Origin of the sequence: Puerhibacterium sp. TATVAM-FAB25 (assembly GCF_046535855.1) — a bacterium.
Taxonomy (GTDB): Bacteria; Actinomycetota; Actinomycetes; order Actinomycetales; family Cellulomonadaceae; genus Puerhibacterium; species Puerhibacterium variabilis_A.
Genome location: NZ_JAXUAK010000021.1, coordinates 27,002 through 48,428, shown reverse-complemented (window position 1 = coordinate 48,428; position 21,427 = coordinate 27,002). Strand labels below are relative to the sequence as shown.

Annotated in this window: 20 protein-coding genes and 1 tRNA gene; 11 read left to right on the top strand and 10 right to left on the bottom strand. The window is 75.7% G+C overall.

Annotated elements, in window-relative coordinates:
- From U5M74_RS14960 to U5M74_RS14950, 3 genes are all read right to left on the bottom strand, one after another.
- The coding region (locus U5M74_RS14960) for an RNA polymerase sigma factor (RefSeq protein WP_410909722.1) at positions 1 to 1,292 on the bottom strand (1,292 nt) is incomplete at its 3' end.
- A 47-nt stretch (positions 1,293 to 1,339) separates the two neighbouring features.
- Positions 1,340 to 1,762 carry a YciI family protein gene (locus U5M74_RS14955; protein ID WP_410909721.1) on the bottom strand — a complete coding sequence of 141 codons (423 nt, stop codon included), beginning with the start codon at positions 1,760 to 1,762 and terminating at the stop codon, positions 1,340 to 1,342.
- Between the two features lie 66 nt (positions 1,763 to 1,828).
- A complete protein-coding gene (locus U5M74_RS14950) occupies positions 1,829 to 2,257 on the bottom strand; it encodes a YciI family protein (RefSeq protein WP_410909720.1) in 429 nt (142 codons plus the stop codon).
- A gap of 214 nt (positions 2,258 to 2,471) precedes the next feature.
- Between U5M74_RS14950 and U5M74_RS14945 the strand changes: the two genes are divergently transcribed.
- Positions 2,472 to 4,388, top strand: a complete 1,917-nt coding sequence (locus U5M74_RS14945; protein WP_410909719.1) for a glycoside hydrolase family 15 protein — start codon at positions 2,472 to 2,474, stop codon at positions 4,386 to 4,388.
- A gap of 122 nt (positions 4,389 to 4,510) precedes the next feature.
- On the opposite strand, the gene U5M74_RS14940 is transcribed toward U5M74_RS14945, so the two are convergent.
- Positions 4,511 to 5,917: a cystathionine beta-synthase gene (locus tag U5M74_RS14940; RefSeq protein WP_410909718.1), complete on the bottom strand. Its 1,407-nt coding sequence runs from the start codon at positions 5,915 to 5,917 to the stop codon at positions 4,511 to 4,513.
- Between the two features lie 100 nt (positions 5,918 to 6,017).
- Positions 6,018 to 6,911: a Bax inhibitor-1/YccA family protein gene (locus U5M74_RS14935; RefSeq protein WP_410909717.1), complete on the bottom strand. Its 894-nt coding sequence runs from the start codon at positions 6,909 to 6,911 to the stop codon at positions 6,018 to 6,020.
- A 262-nt stretch (positions 6,912 to 7,173) separates the two neighbouring features.
- Between U5M74_RS14935 and U5M74_RS14930 the strand changes: the two genes are divergently transcribed.
- The 4 genes from U5M74_RS14930 (at position 7,174) to U5M74_RS14915 (ending at position 10,245) form a co-directional block, all read left to right on the top strand.
- Positions 7,174 to 8,190, top strand: a complete 1,017-nt coding sequence (locus U5M74_RS14930) for an ABC transporter ATP-binding protein (protein ID WP_410909716.1) — start codon at positions 7,174 to 7,176, stop codon at positions 8,188 to 8,190.
- A complete protein-coding gene (locus U5M74_RS14925) occupies positions 8,187 to 9,068 on the top strand; it encodes an ABC transporter permease (RefSeq protein ID WP_410909715.1) in 882 nt (293 codons plus the stop codon). The genes U5M74_RS14930 and U5M74_RS14925 overlap by 4 nt, the downstream gene beginning before the upstream one ends.
- Before the next feature lie 123 nt (positions 9,069 to 9,191).
- A complete protein-coding gene (locus U5M74_RS14920; RefSeq protein ID WP_410909714.1) occupies positions 9,192 to 9,602 on the top strand; it encodes a hypothetical protein in 411 nt (136 codons plus the stop codon).
- Positions 9,592 to 10,245: a hypothetical protein gene (locus tag U5M74_RS14915; RefSeq protein ID WP_410909713.1), complete on the top strand. Its 654-nt coding sequence runs from the start codon at positions 9,592 to 9,594 to the stop codon at positions 10,243 to 10,245. Before U5M74_RS14920 ends, U5M74_RS14915 begins: the two co-directional genes overlap by 11 nt.
- A gap of 22 nt (positions 10,246 to 10,267) precedes the next feature.
- Here U5M74_RS14915 and U5M74_RS14910 read toward each other — a convergent pair whose 3' ends face one another.
- On the bottom strand, positions 10,268 to 10,879 hold the full coding sequence (locus U5M74_RS14910; protein WP_410909712.1) for a hypothetical protein: 612 nt from the start codon (positions 10,877 to 10,879) through the stop codon (positions 10,268 to 10,270).
- Between the two features lie 115 nt (positions 10,880 to 10,994).
- Between U5M74_RS14910 and U5M74_RS14905 the strand changes: the two genes are divergently transcribed.
- Positions 10,995 to 11,174, top strand: coding sequence for a hypothetical protein (locus U5M74_RS14905; protein ID WP_410909711.1), 180 nt, complete (start codon positions 10,995 to 10,997; stop codon positions 11,172 to 11,174).
- Between the two features lie 182 nt (positions 11,175 to 11,356).
- Here the strand turns inward: U5M74_RS14905 and U5M74_RS14900 are convergent, their stop codons facing one another.
- Positions 11,357 to 14,563: an efflux RND transporter permease subunit gene (locus U5M74_RS14900; RefSeq protein ID WP_410909710.1), complete on the bottom strand. Its 3,207-nt coding sequence runs from the start codon at positions 14,561 to 14,563 to the stop codon at positions 11,357 to 11,359.
- 130 nt (positions 14,564 to 14,693) lie between these two features.
- Between U5M74_RS14900 and U5M74_RS14895 the strand changes: the two genes are divergently transcribed.
- Both U5M74_RS14895 and U5M74_RS14890 read left to right on the top strand, forming a co-directional pair.
- Entirely contained in the window at positions 14,694 to 16,142 is a 1,449-nt protein-coding gene (locus U5M74_RS14895; protein WP_410909709.1) for a serine hydrolase domain-containing protein, read from the top strand.
- Positions 16,143 to 16,261: 119 nt separating this feature from the next.
- Complete coding sequence (locus U5M74_RS14890; protein ID WP_410909708.1) at positions 16,262 to 16,669, top strand: VOC family protein; 408 nt, start codon at positions 16,262 to 16,264, stop codon at positions 16,667 to 16,669.
- Between the two features lie 38 nt (positions 16,670 to 16,707).
- On the opposite strand, the gene U5M74_RS14885 is transcribed toward U5M74_RS14890, so the two are convergent.
- On the bottom strand, positions 16,708 to 17,688 hold the full coding sequence (locus U5M74_RS14885) for a hypothetical protein (RefSeq protein WP_410909707.1): 981 nt from the start codon (positions 17,686 to 17,688) through the stop codon (positions 16,708 to 16,710).
- Between the two features lie 353 nt (positions 17,689 to 18,041).
- Here U5M74_RS14885 and U5M74_RS14880 point away from each other — a divergent pair, with 353 nt between their 5' ends.
- Entirely contained in the window at positions 18,042 to 19,340 is a 1,299-nt protein-coding gene (locus U5M74_RS14880) for an MFS transporter (RefSeq protein WP_410909706.1), read from the top strand.
- 46 nt (positions 19,341 to 19,386) lie between these two features.
- Here U5M74_RS14880 and U5M74_RS14875 read toward each other — a convergent pair.
- Positions 19,387 to 19,460: transfer RNA gene (locus tag U5M74_RS14875), tRNA-Leu, on the bottom strand.
- Between the two features lie 136 nt (positions 19,461 to 19,596).
- Here U5M74_RS14875 and U5M74_RS14870 point away from each other — a divergent pair.
- Together U5M74_RS14870 and U5M74_RS14865 are read left to right on the top strand one after the other, a co-directional pair.
- Positions 19,597 to 20,277 carry a ClpP family protease gene (locus U5M74_RS14870; protein WP_410909705.1) on the top strand — a complete coding sequence of 227 codons (681 nt, stop codon included), beginning with the start codon at positions 19,597 to 19,599 and terminating at the stop codon, positions 20,275 to 20,277.
- Positions 20,277 to 20,894, top strand: a complete 618-nt coding sequence (locus tag U5M74_RS14865) for a ClpP family protease (protein WP_410909704.1) — start codon at positions 20,277 to 20,279, stop codon at positions 20,892 to 20,894. The genes U5M74_RS14870 and U5M74_RS14865 overlap by 1 nt, the downstream gene beginning before the upstream one ends.
- Before the next feature lie 13 nt (positions 20,895 to 20,907).
- Here U5M74_RS14865 and U5M74_RS14860 read toward each other — a convergent pair whose 3' ends face one another.
- Positions 20,908 to 21,315: a helix-turn-helix domain-containing protein gene (locus U5M74_RS14860; protein ID WP_410909703.1), complete on the bottom strand. Its 408-nt coding sequence runs from the start codon at positions 21,313 to 21,315 to the stop codon at positions 20,908 to 20,910.
- Between the last annotated feature and the right edge of the window lie 112 nt (positions 21,316 to 21,427).

Genomic DNA, 21,427 nt, shown 5'->3' with positions numbered 1-21,427 from the left:
CCCAGCGCGGCGGCCTTGCGCTCGAGCACGCCCCGCTCGCGGGCGTTGCCGCACAGCGCCGCGGCGCGCTCCAGCTCGGTCTTCGCCTCGGCGTCGCGCCCGAGCCGCGCGAGCAGCTCCCCGCGCACGCTCGGCAGCAGGTACGACCCGCGCAGCTGCCCGCCGGCCGCGAGCGCGTCGACGAGCGGCAGCGCCGCGGCCGGGCCGGCGGCCATCGACACGGCGACGGCCCGGTTGACCTCCACGACCGGCGACGGCGCCACGCGGCCGAGCGCCTCGTACAGCAGCACGATCCGCTCCCAGTCGGTGGCGTCCACCGACGGCGCGACGGCGTGCTGCTCGGCGATCGCCGCCTGCAGCCCGTAGGGCCCCAGCCCGCGGCCCGTCCCGACGGCGCGGGCCAGCGCGGCCCGCCCGCGGCGGATCGCGGCGCGGTCCCACCGCCGCCGGTCCTGGTCGGCCAGCAGCACCGGCTCGCCGTCGGGCCCGGTGCGCGCGGGGAACCGCGCCGCGGTGAGCTCGAGCAGCGCCAGCAGGCCGTGCGCCTCGGGCTCGTCGGGCACCAGGCGCACCAGCTGGCGGGCCAGGCGCACGGCCTCCTGCGCGAGGTCGACCCGCATCCACGCGTCGCCCGACGACGCCGTCGAGCCCTCGGCGAAGATCACGTACAGCACGGTGAGCACGGAGCCGAGCCGCTCGGCACGCTCGGCGGCCGGCGGGACCTCGAACGGCACGCGCGCCGCGGCGAGCGTCTTCTTGGCGCGGGTGATGCGCGCCTGCACGGTCGGCACGGGCACGAGGAACGCTGCCGCGACCTGCTCGCTGGTCAGCCCGCCCACCACGCGCAGCGTCAGCGCGACGCGGGCCTCCCGCGACAGCACGGGGTGGCACGCCACGAACAGCAGCGCGAGCCGGTCGTCGTCGATGCGGTCCGGGTCCCACAGCACGTCGTCGTCCCCGCCGCCCGCGCCGACGACGTCGGCCCCTGCCCAGGCACCGCCCTCCCCGAGGTGGTGGCCGAGGGCGGCGTACCGCTCGTCGCGGGCGGAGCGGCGCCGGAACGCGTCGATCGCCCGGCGCCGTCCGACGGTGAGCAGCCACGCGGCGGGGTCGCGCGGGACGCCGTCGCGCGGCCAGGCCACGAGCGCCTCCGCGAGCGCCTCGGACGCGAGGTCCTCGGCGAGCGGGAAGTCGCCGGTGTACCGGGCCAGCGCGCCGACGATGCGGGCGGCCTCGATGCGCCACACCGCCTCGACGGCGCGCCGCCCGGCGTCGGGCGACGGCGCGGCCACGGGCGCGGGCTGCGCGTCCGCCGCGGGGTCGGCGTCGGGCGCGGCGCTCACACCGTCCCGAGCTGCTCGCGCCACCCCGCCTCCTTCTGGATCCACTCGTCGTCCTGCGGGAAGTCCTCGGCGCCGTTGACGCGCCGGACCTCGATCTTGTTGCCCGGCCCGTGCAGCGGCGCGCGGCGGGCCCACTCGACCGCCTCGTCCTTCGAGGCGACGTCGAGGATCCAGAAGCCGTTGAACAGCTCCTTGGTCTCCCCGTACGGCCCGTCGGTCACCACCGGCGTCTCGGCGGTGAAGTCCACGACCGCGCCCTCGCCGGCGTCGGACAGCCCCTCGCCGGCGACGAGCACCCCGGCCTCCATCATCGACTCGTTGTAGCGGCCCATCTCCGCGATGATCTCGCGGAGGTCGCGGGTGGCGTAGGCCGCGGTGCCCTCGTCGGTCCCGCGCATGATCAGCATGTACTTCGGCATGGTCGTCTCCCGTGTCGGTCGGTGCTCGGTCGTGCGTGTCGGTCGTGCGTGTCGGTAGCGTGCCGGTCAGAGCTGGCCCGTGGCCTCGCGCCACGCACGCTCCTTGCGGATCCACTCGTTGTCCTGCGGGAACTCGTCGATGGACGGGATCCGCCGGATCTCGGCCTTGGACCCGGGCCCGGCGAGCGGCGCCTTCTTCGCCCAGGCGACGGCGTCCTCGACCGTCGGCACGTCGAGGACCCAGAAGCCGTTGAACAGCTCCTTGGTCTCGCCGTACGGCCCGTCGGTCACCACGGGCGGCGTCTGCGAGTAGTCGACGACGACCCCCTTGGACGCCTCCTCGAGGCCCTCGGCGGCCACGAGCACGCCGGCGTCGATGAGCTCCTGGTTGAACCGGCCCATCTGCTCCATCACCTCGTCGAGGCTGATCCCGGACGCGGCGAACGCGGCGTCGGTCTCGTCGGTGCCCCGCATGATCACCATGAACCTGGCCATCTCGGTCTCCTGCGGTCGGTGGGCCCCCGGTCGGGACCCTCTCACTCCCAGGTCGAACGGGGAACCCCTGGATCGACACGGCGCCGGAGGAACTTCCAGCCGGCCGGTCGACCGCGCCCGGGCGGCCCGGCGTGCCCGCCGCAACCGTGTGAGACGGGTCTCGGCGGACCACGCCGACTGGAATCGCACGCGCCTCGCACCGCACCCTGGAGACATGGCCCCTGCTGCCCCTGCGCCGACCCCTGCCGACGGCCGCAGCACGTTCCCCTCCATCGCGGAGTACGGCTTCCTGTCCGACTGCGAGACGAACGCGCTGGTGGCGCCCAGCGGCGCGGTGGAGTGGATGTGCGTCCCGCGCCCCGACTCCCCCAGCGTGTTCTCCGCGGTCCTCGACCGCGGGGCCGGCCACTTCCGCGTGGGCCCGCACGGCGTGCACGTGCCCGTCGCGCGCCGGTACGTGCCCGGCACGCTGATCCTCGAGACGACGTGGCAGACGTCGACCGGCTGGCTCGTGGTGCGCGACGCCATGGTCATGGGCCCGTGGCACGAGATCGACGAGCGCTCGCACACCCACCGCCGCACGCCCACGGACGACGACGCCGAGCACATCATGCTGCGCACCATCAAGTGCGTCAGCGGCACGGTGGACCTCGAGGTCGTGTGCGAGCCGATGCCGGACTACGCCCGTGCGGAGCCACGGTGGGAGTACGACGGCGCGGGCTACAGCTCCGTCGTCGCGCGCGCCGGGGAGGCCAACCCGGACCTGCACCTGACGTCCAGCCTGCGGTTCGGCATCGAGGGCCGGCGGGTCAGCGCCCGCACGCGCATGGCCGAGGGCGACACCCACTTCGTCGCGCTGTCCTGGTCCCACCTGGCCGCCCCGGCGAGCTGGGACGAGGCGCTCGAGAAGATGTGGCGCACCGAGCAGTTCTGGCGCGACTGGATCACCCAGGGCACGTTCCCGGACCACCCGTGGCGCACCTACCTGCAGCGCTCGGCGCTCACGCTCAAGGGCCTCACCTACGCCCCGACCGGGGCGCTGCTGGCTGCCGCGACCACCTCGCTGCCGGAGACGCCCGGCGGCGAGCGCAACTGGGACTACCGCTACGCCTGGGTGCGCGACTCGACGTTCGCCCTGTGGGGCCTGTACACCCTGGGCCTGGACCGCGAGGCGAACGACTTCTTCGCGTTCATCCAGGACGTGTGCCGCGACGACAAGCCGCTGCAGGTCATGTACGGCGTCGGCGGCGAGGCCACCCTCGAGGAGCACGAGCTCGGGCACCTGACCGGCTACGAGGGTGCCCAGCCGGTGCGCATCGGCAACGCCGCGTACTCCCAGCGCCAGCACGACGTGTGGGGCGCCGTGCTGGACTCCGTGTGGCTGCACACCCGCAACCGCGAGCAGCTGCCCGAGGCGCTGTGGCCGGTGCTCAAGAAGCAGGTCGAGGAGGCGGCGCGGCACTGGCACCTGCCCGACCGCGGCATCTGGGAGGTGCGCGGCGAGCCGCAGCACTTCACCTCCAGCAAGCTCATGTGCTGGGTGGCGCTCGACCGCGGCGCGCGCCTGGCGCGGCTGTACGACGAGCACGACTACGCCGAGCAGTGGCAGAAGCTCGCTGACGAGATCCACGCGGACATCTGCGCCAAGGGCGTGGACGAGCGCGGCGTCTTCGTGCAGCGCTACGGCTCCGCCGCGCTCGACGCATCGCTGCTGCTGGTGCCGCTGCTGCGGTTCCTGCCGCCGGACGACCCGCGCGTGCGCGCCACCGTCCTGGCCATCGCCGACGAGCTCACCGAGGAGGGGCTCGTGCTGCGCTACCGCGTCGAGGAGACCGACGACGGGCTGCACGGCGAGGAGGGCACGTTCACGATCTGCTCGTTCTGGCTCGTCTCGGCCCTGGCCGAGATCGGCGAGGTGGCCCGGGCCCGGTCCCTGTGCGAGCGGCTGCTGTCGTTCGCCAGCTCGCTCAACCTCTACGCCGAGGAGATCGACCCGCGCACCGGGCGGCACCTGGGCAACTTCCCGCAGGCGTTCACGCACCTGGCGCTCATCAACGCCGTCATGCACGTGATCCGCGCCGAGGAGGAGCCGCGCGACTTCCGCGCGTTCCGGGCGCCGGACCGCACCTGACGACCCGGCCACACCTCGACGAGACCTCGCCGCGGACGCCGACGCGCCCCGGACGCCGTGAGCGACCGGGGCGCGTCGCGCTCCCTGGGCCCGACCCGGCGCCCGGGCCGGCCCGGGATGGCTCAGTGGGCGAGGTAGCCCAGCAGGTCGTGGCGGGTGAGCACGCCCACCGGGTTGCCGCCCTCGACGACCAGCAGCGCGTCGGCGTCGTGCAGCGCCGCGCGGACGGCGTCGACGCCCTCGCCGACGCCGACGAGCGGGAACCGCTCCTCCATGTGGTCCCCGACGCGGTCGGCCAGCCCGGCCTTGCCGGAGAACACGAGGTCGAGCAGGTTGCGCTCGGTGACCGAGCCGGCCACCTCGCCGATCTTCACCGGCGGCTCGGCGACCACGACCGGCATCTGCGAGACGTCGTACTCCTGGAGGAGGGCGATCGCGTCGCGCACCGTCTCGCTCGGGTGCGTGTGCACCAGCGGCGGGGTGTCGCCCGTCTTGGCCCGCAGGATGTCACCCGCGGTGACCTCCGCGTCGGCGTCGAGGAACCCGTACGAGCGCATCCAGCCGTCGTCGAAGATCTTGGACATGTAGCCGCGGCCCGAGTCGGGCAGCAGGACGACGATCACGGCCTTCTTCGCCGCCTCCGGGTCCTGCTCCTCCAGCCGGCGCGCGTACCGCAGCGCCGCCTCGACGGCCATGCCGCAGGAGCCGCCCACGAGCAGGCCCTCCTCGCGCGCCAGCCGGCGCGTCATCGCGAAGGAGTCGGCGTCGGTGACGGGGATGATCTCGTCGGGCACGGTCGGGTCGTAGGCGGCGGGCCAGAAGTCCTCGCCGACGCCCTCGACCAGGTACGGGCGGCCGTCGCCGCCGGAGTAGACCGAGCCGGCCGGGTCGGCGCCGATCACGGTGACGCGCCCGCCCTCGGCCTCCGGCCGGTCGGCGCTGGCGTCCTTGAGGAAGCGGCCCGTGCCGGTGATGGTCCCGCCGGTGCCGACGCCGGCCACGAAGTGGGTGACCCTGCCGTCGGTGTCGGACCAGATCTCGGGGCCCGTGGACTCGTAGTGCGACGCGGGCCCGTTGGCGTTGGCGTACTGGTTCGGCTTCCAGGCGCCCGGGATCTCGCGCACCAGGCGGTCGGAGACGGAGTAGTACGAGTCGGGGTCCTCCGGCGCCACCGCCGTGGGCGTGACGACGACGCGGGCACCGTACGCGGCCAGCACGTCGCGCTTGTCCTTGCTCACCTTGTCCGGGCACACGAACACGCACCGGTAGCCCTTGCGCTGGGCCACGAGGGCCAGGCCCACGCCGGTGTTGCCCGACGTCGGCTCGACGATGGTGCCGCCCGGCCTCAGCTCGCCCGAGGCCTCGGCGGCCTCGATCATCTTCAGGGCGATGCGGTCCTTCACGGACCCCCCGGGGTTGAGGTACTCGACCTTCGCGAGGACGGTCGCCGACAGCCCGGCGGTCACGGAGTTCAGCCTCACGAGCGGCGTGCCGCCCACGAGGTCGGAGATGTGCTCGGCGTAGCGCATGGGCCCATCCTCTCGCACTTCGCCCCTCGCACTTCCCGGCGGGGACGACGACGGCCGCCCCCCGGAGCCCGGGGAGCGGCCGTCGCGGTGCTGCGGTCCGTCAGTCGTTCGACTGGAAGATCGCCAGCAGGCGCAGGAACTCCAGGTACAGCCACACGAGGGTGACCGTGAGGCCGAACGCGGCCGACCACGCGAACTTCGCCGGCACGCCCGCCTCGACGCCGCGCTTGATCGAGTCGAAGTCCACGATGAGGGACGCCGCGGCCAGGCCGACGGCCACCAGGCCGACGACGATGCCGAGGACGCCGCCACGCATGCCGGCGCCGCCGAGCACGCCGGTCCACACCAGCACGAGGTTGACGAGCTGGAAGGCCAGGTAGCCGACCATCGCGATGATCAGCCAGCGCGTGAACTTGGGCGTGACGCGCACCCGGCCGGACCGGAACAGGAACAGCGAGGCGGCGAACGTCGCCATCGTGGCGATGACCGCCTGCAGCACGATGCCGTCGTAGAAGCTGGCGAACGCCGCCGAGATGCCGCCGAGGAACACGCCCTCGGCCACGGCGTACAGCGTGATGAGGACCGGGCTCGGGTTGCGCTTGAACGCGTTCACCAGGCCCAGCACGAGGCCGACGATCATGCCCACCGGCCAGAGGCCGGGCGCGAGGTACCAGGTGGCCGCCGCGACGACCACCAGGACGGCGAGCAGGCCGCCGGTCTTGACGATGACGTCGTCGTAGGTCAGGCGCTTGGTGTCCGCCGTCGTCGCCGACGGCGCGTTGTACATGTTCTCCAGCGACGCCGCGTCGGCGGCCTGGGCACCGGCGGCGCCGTACTGGCCGTACTGGCCGTACTGCGGGGCCTGGCCGTACTGCGGGGCCTGCTGCCCGTAGCCCTGCTGCGGCGCGGGGGCCGTGCCCACGCCGCCCCGGCGCGCGGCCGTGCGGCGCGGCTCGCCGAAGACGTCGCTGTTCGAGAAGACGGGGTTGCTCATGAGCTCCTCCTGGTCGCGGCTGCCGGGTCCGCACCGACAAGGCGTCGGTACGCAGGGCCGGGTCGCTGGCCGTCGATCCACCCTATGCAACGCGGGCGGCCCGCGGGAGGTTCCCGGGCCCGTGAGCGGGAAGACCAGGGGTCCGCGGGCCACGGACGGCGCGAGGGCAGGGTCGGGTCAGGGGAAACCCGGGTGACGCCCCGGCGACGGGCGCCCTACGCTCGGAGGGCAGGCACCCCACCGCACCCACCGAGGGAGCGCCATGATCGAGGCGAGCGGCCTGACGAAGCGGTTCGGGCCCACGACGGCGGTCGACCAGGTCACCTTCACGGTGCGCCCCGGCATCGTCACCGGGTTCCTCGGCCCCAACGGGGCCGGCAAGTCGACCACGATGCGCATGGTGATGGGGCTGGACCGCCCGACGGCTGGCTCCGTCACCGTCAACGGCAGGCCGTACGCCGAGCACCGCACCCCGCTGGCCGAGGTGGGCGCGCTGCTCGAGGCCAAGGCCATGCACCCGGGCCGCAGCGCCCGCCAGCACCTGCTCGCCCTGGCCGCCACGCACGGGATCCCGGCGCGGCGCGTGGACGAGGTCATCGAGCTCACGGGGCTGCAGCCCGTGGCGCGCAAGCGCGTCGGCGGCTTCTCCCTGGGCATGGGGCAGCGCCTCGGCATCGCCACGGCGCTGCTGGGCGACCCGCGCACGCTCATCCTCGACGAGCCCGTCAACGGGCTCGACCCCGAGGGCGTGCTGTGGGTGCGCAACCTCGCGCGGCACCTCGCGAGCGAAGGCCGCACCGTGTTCCTGTCCAGCCACCTCATGAGCGAGGTGGCCCTCACGGCCGACCACGTCATCGTCATCGGCAAGGGCCGCATCCTCGCCGACACCCCGGTCCGGGACCTCGTCGACGGCGCCTCGCGGCGCACCGTGCGGGTCCGCACGCCCGGCGCGGCCGCGCTCGCCGCGGCGGTGCGGCGGGCCGGCGGCACCGCCGTCGAGCAGCCCGCACAGGCCGACGGGCCCGCCGAGGCCCGGCGGGCGGAGGCCGGGCTGCTCGAGGTGAGCGGCCTCGACGCCGCGGTCGTCGGGGAGCTGGCGCTCACCCACGGGCTGGCCCTGCACGAGCTCACGCCCGTGCGCTCCACGCTCGAGGACGCCTACATGGAGCTCACCGCGGACTCCGTCGAGTACCGCACCGAGCGCACCGGGCCCGCGGCGCCGCCCGACGGCGAGCCGGCCCGGCCCACGACCCCGCAGCCCGAGGGAGCCCCCCGATGACCACCACCGCCCCCGCGGCCGCCACCGCCGCGGCGCCGCCGCGCCCCACCCTCGCGCGCCCGGTCTCCTTCGGGCGCGTGCTGCGCTCGGAGTGGGTCAAGCTGCGCACCCTGCGCTCCTCGCTGTGGACCGCGCTGCTCACGGTCGTCGTCATGGTCGGCCTCGCGCTGATGATGGCCGGCCTGCTGAACACCGCGGCCGACGAGCCCGAGATGCAGCAGGGCATGGCGCAGGACCCGGGACTGCAGGCCATCGGCCTTACCGGCACCACGGCCGTGGTGTTCGGCTACTCGTTCGCGCAGCTCGTCATCGCGGTGCTCGGGGCGCTGACCATGACCAGCGAGCACTCGACCGGGATGATCCGCGCGACGTTCGCCGCCGTGCCGCGCCGCCTGCCCGTGCTGTGGGCCAAGCTGCTCGTCGTCGCCGCCGTCACGGCGGCGCTCGCCGTCGTGGCCCTCGCGCTCGCCTACCTGGCCACGATGCCGATCCTCGACGCGGCCGGCCTGGAGGTCGACTGGTCCGACGGCGACCAGGTGCGGGCGCTGGCGGGCTGCGTGCTGTACCTGGTGACGATCGGCGCGCTCGCCGTCGGCGTCGGCGCCCTGCTGCGGCACACGGCCGGCACGATCTTCACGCTCGTCGCGGCGCTGTTCGTGCTCCCGCTGATCTTCTCGATCGTCACGTCGGTGTCCGACGCCGCGTGGGCCGAGTGGGTCAACAAGCTGCTGCCGTCGGTGGCCGGCGAGCGGGTCATCTCCACCGGCGTCACGCCCGACACGCTGCTCGAGCCGTGGACGGGCTACGCCGTGCTCGCCGGGTACACCGTGGTGGTGCTCGTGGCGGCCGCCGTGGCGGTCCGGCGCCGCGACGCCTGACCGCGGGTCGGCCTACGGTCGGACCACGGTCGGACCACGGCCGGATCACGGTCCCGCAACGCTTCCCGGTGCACCGTCAACCCCCCGTTGACACCGCGCCGGACCGGGGGTTGACTCGACGGCGTGGAGTCCACCGCGGCCGACTGGGCGCGCGCTCTCCCCCACCGGGAGGGTGCGGACCTGGGAGCCGCACGGGACCGGCTCGTCGCCGCCGGGATCACCGCGGACGAGGCCAGGGCCGCGCTCGCGGACCTCGGCGACGGGCTGTACCAGGAGGGCGCCACGGCGGACCCGCTCCGCACCGCCCTGCTGTGGAACGAGCTCGGCGCGTACCTCGCGTACGCCCAGGAGCGCGCCGCCTCCGGGCGCCGCTCGACGTACGCGCGGCTCGTGGAGGACGCGAGCCTGGCGCGCGTCGCGACGCTCCTGGGCGTCTCGCGGCAGGCCGTGCACAAGACCGTGACGACCCGCGACGCGAAGGACGCCTACGTGGCGACGCTCAGCCTGGAAGGACGTGAGCCGGATGGTGACTAGCACGGGGACGGCCACCGAGGACCGCGCCGACGCGCGCCCGTTCCTCCTGCGGCTGGGGCTCGCCTACCTGTGGTTCCGGGCCGCCGGGGTGCTCGGCGCGCTGCTGCTGACCGCCGCGCTGCGCATGGTGGGCGCGCCTCGCCTGGCCGCCACCGTGGTGGTGGTCGTGGCGGTCGTCGCCGGGGTGCTCGCCGGCCGCGAGACGCACAAGCGGGCGCTGTGGCACCGGGAGCCGGACGGCACGGTGGTGATCCCCGCCTCGGTCGCGGGGGCCGTCCTCGACGCCGGCCTCGTGATGACGGTGGCGTGGGTGCTCACCACCGGCGACGGCTACTCCGGGGTGTTCCCCGGCGCGGCCGTCGCCAAGCTTGCGGCGCTCGCGCTGAGCGGCGCCGCCGTCTTCATGGTCCTGCGCAGCCGCACGTCGCGGTCCGTGGTCAACCCGGTGATCGCCTCGCTGTGCGCCGTCGTGCGCGTCGCCGCCGCGGTGGCCGCCTGGCTGCTGGCCGACCGGGTGGTGCCCAGCGGGTGGCGCGTCCAGCAGGCGCTCGAGACCGGCGTGGTCGCCCTGGTGCTGGTGGCCCTGGCGACGGCGACCGTGCTCGCCTTCCGCCGCGTCGTGCAGGGGCGCGAGGATGGCTGAGCCGACGAGCGCGCGCCGGGCGTCAGGGGTAGCGGACGGTGCCGCTCGCCGCATGTCCGCGGTAGGCGTCGCTCGAGCTGCCGTCCCAGAGCTGGAACCGGTAGGTGCCCTTGGCCACCGCGCGCCAGACGTAGCTGCCGCCGCTGCAGCTCACGGCGCGCACCGTGCCCACGCGCGCCCAGCCGGCGGAGCCGAGCCGGTACAGGGCGAGGTTCTGCGCCTTGCCGCCGCAGCTGCTGATCGACCGCACGTCGACCCAGACGTCGCCGGAGCGGCTCGTCGACCAGCTGCGCGAGGTGACCGACACGTCGTAGGTGGCGCTCCAGGTGAACGACGCCGCCGCGAGGGCCAGGGTGCGGGCGCCGTCGCCGCGGGCCGGGGCCTGCGGCTCCTGCGACGTGAACGTGGCGCCGTCGTCGAACAGCAGCGTCGTCGAGCCGTCCCGGTGGTCGACGACGCCCGAGGGGTCGGGCAGGTGGTCAGGGGCCGGGGCGCCGGGCGGGTCGTCGACGGCCGCGGCACCGGGGGCGGCGGCGCGGGCACGGGGCTCGGCGGCCGCGGTCTGCACCGTCAGGCCGACCAGCAGGAGGGCGGCCGCCGCGACGGCGACCGCTCGAGGCGTCAGGGCTCGCATGGGGGCTCCCTCGCTCGGGGGGTGGAGACGTGCTCGCCACGAGGAGGCTACCGGCCGTGATCGTCGCGCAGGGGGAGGCCCGGCGCCGCCGGGCACGAGCGGAGGGGGACCGCTGATGACCACGGAACGTGGGCTGAGCATGGAGCAGGCGCTGGAGCGCGCGGTGCTCCTGGAGCGGCTGCGGCGCCGCCGGGCGCTGCGTCGCGCGGCGCCCGTGGCGGTGGCGGGCCAGCCGGCCGCTCGCGCCGTGCGCGCCGCCGCGCCGGGCGACGGCGAGGCACGCGCCGCCGACTGAGACCCCCCGGCCGGCCCCGCAGGGGGGTGGCGGCCGGGGACCGACCGGGGACGGCCGACGGCCGGCCCCGGTCACCGGCGGGCGGGCGGCGGCGCAGGGGGGCGCCGCCGTCCGTCCGTCCTTCGCCGGGCCGGTCGGGGCCGGCACGGGCCGGGCCGCCGCTGCCGCGGCGTCCCGTCGCGTCAGGCGGGATCCACCCTGGCGTGCTGGGCGGTGTACGGGCGGCGCTCCTCGCCCGCGGCGGCCGCCGCGGTCGCGCCCGTCCCGGCCGCGGCGTCGGCCCGCGGCGCGGGTCGCCGCCGGGCGGCCCGCCGCTCCTTGCGCCGCTCGACGATCGTGTAGATCGCCGGCACGACGTAGAGCGTCAGCAGCGTGGAGGACACCAGCCCGCCGATGACCACGAGCGCCAGCGGCCGGCTGATGAACGACCCGCCGCCGGTGATGCCGAGCGCCATGGGCGTGAGCGCGAAGATCGTCGCCGCCGCCGTCATGACGATCGGCCGCAGGCGCTTGCGGGCGCCCTCGCGGACGGCGTCGTCGAGCGTGCGCCCCCGCTCGCGGTACTGGTTGACGAGGTCGATGAGCACGATCGCGTTCGAGACCACGATGCCCACGAGCATCAGCACGCCGATGAGGGCGGGCACGCCCAGCGGTGTGCCGGTGACCAGCAGCGCGACCAAGGCGCCGGTCGCGGCGAACGGCACGGACACCAGCAGGATGAGCGGCTGGACCATCGAGCGGAACGTGCCCACCATGACCAGGTAGACGATGGCGATCGCCGCCAGCAGGGCCAGGCCCAGGTCGGCGAACGCGTCCGCCTGCTGGGAGGCCACCCCCCCGACCTCGACGGCGGCGCCGGCGGGCAGCTCGACGCCGTCCACCGCCGCGGTGAGCGCCGTGGTGAGCGAGCCGAGGTCCTGGCCGGCCGGCGTGACCGACACGGTCGCCGACCGCCGGCCGTCCTCGCGCGTCACCGAGGCGGGCGCCTCGACGCGCTCGACGGCGGCCACGTCGGTCAGCGGGACGACGCCCGCCGCCGTCGGCACCACGAGGTCCTCCAGCTCGTCGACGGTCGCGGGGGCGTCCTCGGCGGCCACGACGACGTCGACCGGGCCCTCGCCCAGGTCCACGCGGCCGATCGTCCGGTCGCCCATCTGCCCGGCGACCACGCCGCTGACCTGCGCCTCGGTGAGGCCGGCCCGGGCCGCGGCCGCGCGGTCGACCGTCACCTGGACGCGCTCGGTGGCCGCGGAGAGGTTGTTGGCCACCTCGGCGACGCCGTCGACGTCGCCGACGGCGTCCTGCACGGCCGACGCGGCCTGCGACAGCGCCTCGGCGTCCGGGGCGGTGACCACGAGGTCGACGGTGGAGCCGCCGAACCCGGACTCGCCGCCGGACACCTGGATGTCGCCCGGCACGCCGGCGTCGGCGAGCGCGTCGCGGACCTCGCCGCGCGTGGCCTCCGCGTCGACGTCGGCGCCGAGCGTGACGGCGAACGACGCCTGCGGCGCGGCGCCGCCGCCGGCGAACGCAGCCATCGCGTCGTCGCCGCTGCCCACCGTCGTCTGCACCGTCTCGACGCCGGCCACGTCCCCGAGCACGCCCTCCACCTGGCGGGCGGCGTCGTCCTGGGCGTCCAGCGCCGTGCCGGCGTCGAACGTCTGGGTGACGGTCAGGGTGTTCTGGCCCGAGTCCCCGATGAAGCTGGTCTCCATGCGCGGCACGAGCGCCACCGTGCCGGCCAGCACCACGACGGCCACGCCCACCACGGCCCACGGCCGGCGCAGCGCCGTCGCGAGGCTCGGCACGTACGCGCGCTGCCACAGCCCGCGGCGCTCCTTGGCCTCGGCCGCCTCGCGCACCGCCGCGCCGCCGTCGGCCTGCGCGCCCTGCGGGCTGCGCAGGAACCAGTACGCCAGCACCGGCACCACCATCAGCGCCACCACGAGCGAGGAGAGCATGGCGATGGCGACCGTCATGGCGAACGGCCGGAACAGCTCGCCCACCATGCCGGAGACGAACGCGATCGGCGCGAACACGGCCACGGTGCACACCGTGGAGGCGGTGATGGCGCCACCGACCTCGCGCACCGCGGTGAGGATCGCCTGACGCTTGTCCTCGCCGTAGGACAGGTGGCGCTTGATGTTCTCGATGACCACGATCGCGTCGTCCACCACGCGGCCGATGGCGATGGTCATGGCGCCGAGCGTGAGGATGTTCAGCGTGTAGCCGGTCAGCTGCATGACCACGAACGTCACGGCCAGCGACAGCGGGATGGACACCGCCGAGACGAGCGTCGAGGGGATCGAGGCGAGGAACAGCAGGATCACCACGACGGCGAACACGAGGCCGAGCCCGCCCTCGGTGGCCAGCCCGTGGATCGACTCCTCGATGAAGGGCGCCTGGTCGAAGACGACGGCGGTGCGCACACCGCGCTCGTCGAGCACCGGCCGCAGCTCCTCGAGCGCGGCGGCGACGGCGTGGGACACCTCGACGGTGTTGCCCTGCGGCGTCTTGGTGACCGCCACGCCCAGCGACGGCTCGCCGTCGAGGCGCGAGTAGGAGGTGGCCTCCTGCGGCCCTTCGGTCACCTCGGCGACGTCGCCGAGCGTCACCGGACCGTCGGGGCCGGCCGCGCCGGGCAGCGGCAGGGCGGCGAGGTCGTCGACCGAGCCGACCGCCGAGCCGACCTGGACGCTGAGCTCGGTGTCGCCGTCGGCCACCGTGCCGGCGGGCACCACCGCGCCGTTGTCCTCCAGCAGCGTGCCGAGCTGCGCCGTCGTCAGGCCGGCCGCCGCGAGCGCCGCGGGGTCGGTGTCGATGCGGACCTCCTGGTCGGCGACGCCGGAGACGCTGACGCCGCGGACGTCGTCGACCTCCTCCAGGCGCGGCACGACCGTGTCCTCGACCAGCGCCGCGAGGGCGGCGTCGTCGAGCTCGTCGCCCCCGCCCGCGCGGGACACCGCGAGCTGCAGCACGGGCAGGTCGTCGACCGACCCTGTGACGACCTGCGGGTCGACGTCCTCGGGCAGCTGGCGGCGGATCTGGTCGACCGCGCCGCGCAGCTGCGTGGCGGCCGCGTCCATGTCGGTGCCGTACGTCATCTCCACGGTGGTCACCGACATGCCGGTGGACGAGGTCGAGCTCACGGCCTCGACGCCGTCGACGCCCTGGACGGCGGTCTCGAGCGGCTCGCTGACCTGGTCGGCGACCACGTCGGGCGCGGCGCCGGGGTAGGTGGTCACCACGGCGGCCTGCGGGATCTGCAGGGACGGGATGAGCTCCTGGCGCAGGGACCCCAGGGAGACGACGCCGAGCACGAAGACCGCGACCGTCGCCAGCGCGACGACGGCACGGTTCGCCAGGGACAACCGGGCGAGGTGGGACACGGAGCACTCCAGTCGTGGTCGGGTGGCGCACGACGCCGCTGTCGTGTCAGTCGCTCGGACCAACGCAGCCCGTGCCTGAGGGGTTCCCCGGGTCCGGGCCCTGGCGCGGGGCACCGCTAGCCTGGCCCGCGTGCTGAGCGCCTCGACCACCGCCGCCCTGTCCGCCTGGACCGCCGGGCGCCGCCGCGCCGCGCGGGTGCCCGCGCTGTCCGCGGCCGTGGGCCGCGCCGGGCGGGTGGCGTGGGCGGACGCCGTCGGCGTGACCGGCGCCCCGGACGACGCGGGCCGCTCCCCCGCCGTCGGGCCGCAGCACGTCTTCCGCGTCGGCTCGATCACCAAGCCCATGGTCGCCGTCGCGGTGCTGCGGCTCGCGGCGGCCGGGGTGGTGCGGCTCGAGGACCCGGTGGCCCGGTACCTGCCGGACGCGCCCGCCTCCGGAGCGACCCTCGTCCAGCTGCTCACGCACACCTCGGGGCTGCCCGCGGAGCCGGCCGGCGCCTGGTGGGAGCGCGCGGGCGGCACGACGTGGGAGGACCTCGCGCGCCTGGTGTCGCTGGCCGCGCCGGGCGGGCAGCACCACTACTCCAACGTGGGCTTCGCCGTGCTGGGCCGGCTGCTGGAGCGGGTGCACGGGCGCGCCTGGGACGCCGTGCTGCACGAGGAGGTGTGGACGCCCCTGGGGATGCGCTCGACCGGGCGCCTGCCGGCGGGGCCGCACGTCGCGGGCTTCGCGGTGCACCCGCACGCCGACCTGGTGCACGCCGAACCCGTCGCGGGCTACGGGGCGATGGGGGCGGCGGGCGAGGTCTGGTCGACGCCCGCGGACCTGGTGCGCTTCGCATCCTGGCTCGTGGCGGCCGGCCCGGCGGGCGCCTGGGACGCGGCGCACGACGCCGGGTCACCGGGCGGCGGCGACGCCGTGCTGCCGCTCGCCGCGCGCCGCCGGGCGTGCGCGCCGCTCGTCGTCGTCGACGAGCCCGCGGCGCCGTGGACGACGGCCTGGGGCCTCGGCGTGAGCGTCCACCACGAGGACGGGGTGCGGACCGTGGGGCACGGCGGGTCGGTGCCGGGCTTCACGGCGGCGCTGCGTGCCGACGTCGTCACGGGCGACGTCGTGGCCGTGTGCGGGTCGTCCACGGCGGGCTTCGGCGAGGCGACGTCGCTGCTGACCACGCTGGCCGAGGCCGAGCCGGTCGCGGCCGCCGACCCGTTCGCGACGCCGTCGGGCGCGGCGGCGGGCGTGGCGGCGGGCGCGCGGGCCGACGACGTGCTCGGGCTGGCAGGGACCTGGTACTGGGGCCCGCAGCCGTTCACGCTCACGGTGGGGGCCGACGGCGGGCTGGCCCTCACGGCCGCGCGGCCCGGCGGGCGGGCGTCGGAGTTCGCGCGCACCGGCCCGCGGGAGTGGGTCGGCACGGTGGGCGGCTACTGGCGCGGCGAGACGCTGCGCGTCGTCGAGCGGGCCGGGCGCGCGACGGCGATCGACGTCGGCACGTTCTGCTTCACCCGCGCGCCGTACGACCCGGACGTGGAGATCCCCGGCGGGCACGACGAGGCGGGCTGGCGCCCGCTCCCCTGAGCCGCGACCGGACCGCCGCCTCCCCCGGCGCGATCCCGGCGCCGCGCCAACGCGGCACAGTGGTCGCGGGCGCCCGGCGCGCCCCGCAGGACCGTGCCGACGAGGAGGGATGGACCGCCATGTTCCGAGGTCTCGCCACCGTGAGCTGCTACGCCGACGACGTCGCCGCCGCGCGGTGGTACGCCGAGCTGTTCGGCGTCGAGCCCTACGTCGTGCGGCCCGAGGAGGGGCCGGCCGCGTACGTCGAGCTCCGGGTGGGCGACCACCAGGACGAGCTCGGCATCGTCGACCGCCGGTTCGCCCCGCGCCCCGACGCCCCGACGCCGGCCGGCGCCGTGGTGCTCTGGCACGTCGACGACCTCGACGCCACGCTGGAGCGGCTGCTCGCGATGGGCGCCACCGCGCACGAGGAGCTGACGCCGCGCGAGGCGGGCTTCGCCACGGCCTCCGTCGTCGACCCGTTCGGCAACGTCCTGGGCGCCATGCACGACCCGCACTACCTCGAGATGCTCGACGCGCCGGGCTGACCGGGCCCGTCCTGCAGCCGGCCCGACGCCGAGCGGCGTCAGGAGGCCCCGACGTCGAGGGCGACGGTGTACACCGTCCCGTCCGCGGTCACGACGTAGGCCGTGTCTCCCACGACCTCGAGCGACGTCGGCCGGTCCAGCCCCCGTGCGACGGTCTCGAGGGCGCCGCCGCGGCCGACCACGAGCACCTGGCCCGTGCGCGGGTCCGCCGGGGCGTGGGCCGGGTTTCCCAGGTGGAAGGTGCCCTGCGAGAGCGCGTACAGCCCCAGCGGGCCGCCCTCGACGTCGACCAGCAGGGGCGCCCCGTCCGTCTCGAGCCGGGTGGCGCCGGTCTCGGGGTGGACGGCGACGAGGCGCCCGTCGTGCGGCAGGTGCGGGAGGGGGCCCGCCTGGGCGACCAGGACGGACCTGCCCGCCGCCTCCAGCCCGGTCGGCACGACGTCGCGGCCGAACGCGACCAGCTCCTCGATCGCGTTGCCCGGCGCGACGCGCAGGACGCGGCCGTGGTGGCCGTCGCTGACCAGGAAGCTGCCGTGGTGGCGCTCGAGCGCGTCCTGCACCCCGGTCGGCACGACGTACTCCCCCGCCGGCGGGTGCCGGCCCGACCACGCGCCGATGTCCGCGACCAGGTGCACGGTCCCGGGGGCGCCGATCCGGTACAGGCCGGCGAGGCCGTCGGCGTCGCTGACCAGGACGTAGGCGAAGGCGCCGAGGAAGGCGACGTCGACGGTCCCGCCCGGCGACCCCGCCCGGCGGGACGGGAGGCCGGTCGCGACCGTCTCCACCTCCCCGGTCCGCAGGTCGACCCGCGCCAGCTCGCCGGCGTCCGGCTCGACGACGTACAGGTCCCCGCCGGGCCCGACCGTGCTGCCGGCGCCGCCGTCGAGGCCGGACGCCAGGACCTCGGGCTCGTTGGGCGCGTACGCCGGCAGGAGCGAGGAGACGAGGACGACCGCGCCGACCACGAGGGCGGTGAGCACGACGACGGCGACGGACGTCAGGTGGCGCGGGGCGCGCACGGGACCCCTCCGAGGTACGTCCTTGCACGGGTGGGTCGGGCCCCGACGCGCCGCCGGGGCGCTGGTGCCGAGGTCGGGATCTGCGCTGCCCCCGCACCTTCGAGCGTACGTCCGTGGGCGTCGGCAGTCACCGGTCGCGACCGCCCCCGGATGCCGGCGGTCGCGCCGTCGTGACGCTCGAGGCGAGATAGTTGCCTCAGGCATTGACATTGTTAGCCTGGGTAAGTACCTTCGAGAGTCGAGAGCGCGGAGCGACGGCTCCGCGCGGCCGCCGCGGGGCCGCAAGGCGGCGAGCACGCGACGCGCACGCAGCAGCGACGATCCGACCCGAAGGGACGCGAGAAGTGACCGCAGTGGACAGGGCCCCGGCGAGCCGGGCCACGGAGGGCGCCGGGAGCGCCTCGAAGGCCGGCGCGCACGACGGGAGCGGCGGCTCCCTGCTGAAGCAGCCGCTCGCGGTCTGGGCGATCGCGTTCGCCGCCACCGTCTCGTTCATGGGGATCGGCCTGGTGGACCCGATCCTGCCCGCGATCGCCGAGGCGACCCGCGCGACGCCCACGCAGACGTCGCTGCTGTTCACCACGTACCTGCTGGTCACCGGTGTCGCGATGTTCTTCACCAGCTGGGTCTCGAGCCGCATCGGCGCCCGCCGCACCCTGCTCGTCGGCCTGGCCGTCATCGTGGTGTTCGCCGCCCTCGCCGGGTCCAGCGCCACGGTCTGGCAGATCATCGGGTTCCGCGCCGGCTGGGGCCTGGGCAACGCCCTGTTCATCTCGACCGCCCTGGCCAGCATCGTGGGCGCGGCGTCGGGCGGCGCCGCCAACGCGATCATCCTGTACGAGGCCGCGCTGGGCGTGGGCCTCGCGGTCGGCCCGCTCGCGGGCGGCCTACTGGGCGACGTCTCGTGGCGCGGCCCGTTCTTCGGCACGGCCGTGCTCATGGCCGTGGCGTTCGTCGCGATCGTCACGATGCTGCGCACCCCGGACAGGCCGCAGCCCACCCGGCTCTCGGCGCCGTTCCGCGGCCTGGCGGTGCCCGGCCTGCGGGTCATGGCGATCGCCGCGCTGTTCTACAACATGGGCTTCTTCGTGCTGCTGGCCTACGCCCCGTTCGCGCTGCAGCCGCTCGGCGTCTCCGACGCGCTGACCCTCGGCTACGTCTTCTTCGGCTGGGGCCTGGCCCTGGCGGTCACCTCGGTGCTCGTGGCGCCGCTGCTCACCCGGCGCCTGCGCCGCTCTGTCGTCCTGCGCACCGTCATCCCGCTGTACGCGGTGGTGCTGCTGCTGGCCGGGATCCTGCACACCAGCGCGACCGCGCTGATCGTCCTCATCGTGGTGGGCGGCCTGTTCCTCGGCATCCTCAACACGGTGCTCACCGAGTGCTCCATGGAGGCCACCGACCTGCCCCGCGGCGTCGCGTCGTCGGCCTACTCCGGCGTGCGCTTCGTGGGCGGCGCCGTCGCGCCGCCGCTGGCGTCCTGGCTCGCCGAGGCCACCGGCACCACCGCGACGCCGTTCTACCTCGGCGTGCTGGTGCTGGTCGTGTCCACGCTCGTCGTCACGTTCGGCCGCAAGCACCTCGCGCGGGCCGACGGCGTCGTGGCGGACCACGAGCAGGTCGGCGAGGAGGTCGTCGTCGGCGCGGCCGACTGATCTCGGTCCACGCGCGGGACCGAAGGACGAGCGTCGATGGAGAGGGTGCCCCCGCCCGGGTTCGAACCGGGACTGGGCCGGGTTTAAGCCGGCTGCCTCTGCCAGTTGGGCTACGGGGGCGACGGCGCGGCACGACCACGGGCGCGCGGCGTCGGCACCGACCGTACCTCGCGCGCCGGGCGGCTCTGCCCTCGGCAGATGTGCCGCGGGCAGAAACCCCTCCCCTGCCCGCCGCGCGCGGCCGCACGGTGGGGCCATGACCACCGCACCGAGCGCCGCGAGCGCCACCCCAGCCCCCACCGCCCCGGCCGGCACGCCACCCACCGCGAGCACCGAGCCCCCGGCCCCTCCGTCCGCGTTCGACGACCAGCTGACGGCCCGCCTGCTGCACCAACGCATCGTCGTCGTCGGCACCGAGATCGACGACGCCGTCGCCAACCGCGTCTGCGCGCAGCTCCTGCTGCTGTCCGCCGAGGATCCCCGCGCGGACGTCGCCCTGTACGTCAACTCCCCCGGCGGGTCCGTCTCGGCCGGCCTGGCCGTGTACGACACCATGCGGCTGCTGCCCAACGACGTCGCCACCGTGGGCTTCGGCCTCACGGCGAGCATGGGCCAGTTCCTGCTCACCGCCGGCACGAAGGGCAAGCGGTACGTGCTGCCGCACACCCGGGTGCTCATGCACCAGCCGTCGGCCGGGATCGGCGGCACGGCCGTCGACATCGCCATCCAGGCCGAGAACCTGGCCCACACCAAGCGCGTCGTGCACGAGCTCACCGCCCGGCACACCGGCCGCACGGTCGAGCAGGTCACCGCCGACGCCGACCGCGACCGCTGGTTCACCGCCCAGGAGGCGGTCGAGTACGGGCTGGCCGACCGGATCGTCGAGACGGTCGAGGACGTGCGCCCGACCGCCGCCGGGCGGAAGGCGGGGCTGTGATGTCGACCTACACGATCCCCACGGTCGTCGAGCGCACCCCGCTCGGCGAGCGGGCCTACGACGTCTTCAGCCGGCTGCTGCGCGAGCGGATCATCTTCCTCGGCACGGAGATCGACGACGGCGTCGCCAACGTCGTCATGGCCCAGCTGCTGCACCTGGAGTCCGAGGCGCCGGACCTCGACATCGACCTGTACATCAACTCCCCCGGCGGCTCGGCCACGGCGATGACCGCCGTCTACGACACGATGCAGTTCGTGCGCTGCGACGTGGCGACGACGTGCCTGGGCCAGGCGGCGTCGGCGGCAGCCGTGCTGCTCGCGGCCGGGGCGCCCGGCAAGCGGGCGGTGCTCGGGCACTCCCGCGTGCTGCTGCACCAGCCCTCGGGCGGGGGCCAGGGCACGGTGTCGGACCTGGAGATCCAGGCGGCCGAGGTGCTGCGGCTGCGCGCGGACACGGAGGAGATCCTCGCCCGGCACACCGGCCGGTCGCCCGAGCGCCTGCGTGCCGACACCGACCGGGACCTCGTGCTGTCGGCGGCCCAGGCCGTGGAGTACGGCGTCGCCGACGCCGTGCTCACCTCCCGCAAGCTGCCCGCGGCGGCCGTCGCCGCGGCGTGACGGGCGGGCGCCGTCAGGCCGCGAGGACCACGACGTCGGCGACCTGGCCGAGGGCCCGGCCGCCGGGCGGCTGCGCGGCGAGGGGGTGCACCGCCGCGGCGCCGGGGCCGGCGGTGAGATCGAGCACCCGGCCGGCGGCCCGGGCGCGGGCCACGGCGAGCTCGGCATGGGCGCGGGCCACGAGGTCGAGGAGCGCCAGGCCGAGAGCGCCGCAGACGGCGGCGAGCACCTCGCTCGAGGCCTCCTTGCGGCCGCGCTCGACCTCGGAGAGGTAGGCGGTGGACACCCGCGCCGCGGCGGCGACGTCCTGCAGGGTGCGCTCCTGCCGGCGCCGCTCGCGCCGCAGCACGGCCCCCACGAGGTCGCGCAGGAGCGGCTCCGCGGCGGGAGCGGAGGGGCGCGGAACCGTCGGCAGGCTCATGCGGTCACGCTACCGGCGGGCCGCGCGCCGGCGCACCGGTTCGCGCCCGGCTCCGCCCCCGGGTCCGCTCAGGGCGTAAGGCGGGACGAGGACGGCAGCGGCCGGGACCCGC